Genomic DNA, 2,718 nt, shown 5'->3' with positions numbered 1-2,718 from the left:
ATATTTTTTTAAGTTTATTACTTCTAAACGAGATTCTTTCATAATCAACACCTCTATATCAAAAAAATTTTATTATTTTTAATTTTTATAAACAAGAATAATAAACACTATTTTTTATCATTTCTTATTATTCTAAAAGGTATGTATGTAGATAGTATTCCTATTACAATGCTTACAATTACAACTGCTATATATAGTTTCCAATTTATAAACCATGTTGGACTTATTAATATCTTTTTAAAGTATTTATAATATAACAAATACTGCCCTACAAGTGATAATAATACAACTAATATACTTGATACTATCGAATATACTAAGCCTTCATAAATAATCATATTCTTTAATTTTTTATTTGAAAGTCCTATTGCTTTTAATGTATCAAATTCAGATTTTCTTGATATAAGATTGTAACTTATATTGTTAAATATATTAAAGGAACTCATTATTAATAATATCAAAGTCATACCATTTAAAATCATATTTTTATACAATATGTTTTTCTGTGAATTTTTTATTTCTTTAGATAAATTTCTCAAATTACAACCTAAATTATCTTTTATAATTTTATACAATTCATCTTCTATATTTTTTATATTAGCGTCTTTATTACAATTTATATTTACAAATTTATATTTATCTACACCTGTTATTTCTGAAAATATCTTATCTGAAACAATTACATCTATACTATCATCTGGAAAGTATACATTTTGATTATATCCTCTAGAAACTATTACAGATACTGTTAATTCTTTTTCTATATAATCTATATTACTTGGAAACTTAATACTTTCTTCAGAGCTAAGCATATTCTTAGGGATTTTTATTTTTATTTTATCTCCAACATTTATATCTACAACTTTATGACCACTTCCTTCTTTAGGTATTTTTAAAATCACATTATCTCCGTTATTTAAACTTTTTACATCTATTCTACCTTCTATTAGAAAATCATTTAATTCTTTAAGAGTTTTATCTTTATATCCATAGAAACTTCCTTTTATAGAATATTTTCCATCATTATCTTCTTTTGATACTCCACCAAATGTTTTATAAAACGCATATTCATTCACAAAATCAAAGTATTCAGGAACTGTTATTTTATCTTTTGGTATATCATATATCGAAACGTAATTTACTTTATATGGTTCAACTGACTTTATTCCTTCTATTCTTTCTATTTCTTCAAGTTCATCATTTGATATTCCCTTACTGTAATCTACTGATTGTTGCTCTATTTTAAAATCAGAATTTAAATTAGTATTAACCGCCAATAATGTTTTTTCGTCCTCATTTTTTAGAATCATAGTAAAATTAGATAGTATAAACATAGTTCCACCTAAGGCTATAGATATAACGGTAACTATAAATGTTTTTTTATTTACAAGTATGTTATTTATGGCTATTATTTTTTCTATAGCTATATTTTTATCAGATTTTAAGTTGAATATGGAGTTTTTTATCTTATTTTCACCACGATTCTTATTTATAGCTACAATGATAGGTATTTTAGTTATTTTTTTAGAAACTACTATACATAAAATAATTATCATAAGAATTATTGATATCAAGGATGCTATAACTGATCCTTTGCTTATAACTATATCTGAACTCATGAAAATACCTTCTGATATTATCCTACAAGCATATACACCAATAGTTTTTGCTCCTATAACTCCTATTAGTATTCCTAATGGTAAACTTATTACTGAAAGTATCAATAATTCATAAAATGTAAGTTTGAAAATTTGACTTTTATTTCCTCCAATTGCTCTTAACATTCCGTACTCAGATAATCTTTGTATCATTGATATATTGTAAATGCTATAAACTATAAATATTAAAAATACAATCATTATAAAAAATAATATTAAAAGTTTACTATCATATTTCTCACTTTTAGCAATACTATTGATTAACATTGTATTTTTGCTTACATCTTCTTTTTTTATTTTATTTTTTTGGATTATATTGTTTATTGTAGAATTTATTCCTTCTTTTGTATTTTCATTTACTTTTACATAAAGCTCTACACTTTGATTTGAGTTTACTTTTGTCAAAGCCTCCATTATTGCGGTTGATTTTTCATAAACTCTATCAGTTATTATACCTACTACTGTAAAAGTTTCTTTTTTCTTTTTTTCATTTAAATCTAAACTTATTTTTTCACCAACTTCACCTTCTAAACCTAAGTTTTGTAGTACCCATTTTTCCGCTACTATTTCATTGGAAGTTTGTGGCATTCTACCTGATATTAATTTTGAATTAGAAATCTTTAAATAATCATTATCTATTCCTGTAATATTCAATAATTGTTCATTATATTTTGAACCATCTATAAATTGTCCTATTGCCGTATATTCAATATTTTTTTCTTTATCTATATTTTTTATTTTTTCTTTATCTATATTTTTATTTTTAAATGATAATCGCCTAATTCATATCGTAATCCTTCTATATCTGCTTTTTCTATATTTTCATTTATCACTCCTGCACATAATATTATAGCTATACCTATTGATATACTTAAAATTATTGACAATGAGCGACTTAAATTTTTCTTAATATATTGAAATACTAATTTAATATACATATAATCACTCCTTTAAAAATCGAATTTTAATAATATTTTTTAACAATTATATTTTTAATATATATATATAACTCTTCTTCTTTTTTTTCAATAATTTCTGCTTGAATGGTAGTTTTTTCTGT

Annotated in this window: 2 protein-coding genes; both read right to left on the bottom strand. The window is 22.4% G+C overall.

Going from position 1 to position 2,718, the window contains the following annotated elements; translation table 11 throughout:
- Positions 1-107: 107 nt before the first annotated feature.
- Positions 108-2,312, bottom strand: a complete 2,205-nt coding sequence (locus Q1J78_RS04815; RefSeq protein WP_300279638.1) for an ABC transporter permease — start codon at positions 2,310-2,312, stop codon at positions 108-110.
- A 95-nt stretch (positions 2,313-2,407) separates the two neighbouring features.
- Positions 2,408-2,596 (bottom strand): hypothetical protein, encoded by a 189-nt coding sequence (locus tag Q1J78_RS04810; RefSeq protein ID WP_300279635.1) that lies wholly within the window; start codon positions 2,594-2,596, stop codon positions 2,408-2,410.
- Positions 2,597-2,718 lie beyond the last annotated feature (122 nt).

Source organism: Peptacetobacter sp. (assembly GCF_029264495.1).
In the GTDB taxonomy this organism is placed as follows: Bacteria; Bacillota; Clostridia; order Peptostreptococcales; family Peptostreptococcaceae; genus Peptacetobacter.
Note: the sequence above shows the minus strand (reverse complement) of the source record. Positions and strands in the feature narration are given on the sequence as shown.

Coding starts and splice junctions, on each gene's coding strand:
- Q1J78_RS04810 (WP_300279635.1), bottom strand. CDS start 2,596: ATGTATATTAAATTAGTATTTCAATATATTAAGAAAAATTTAAGTCGC.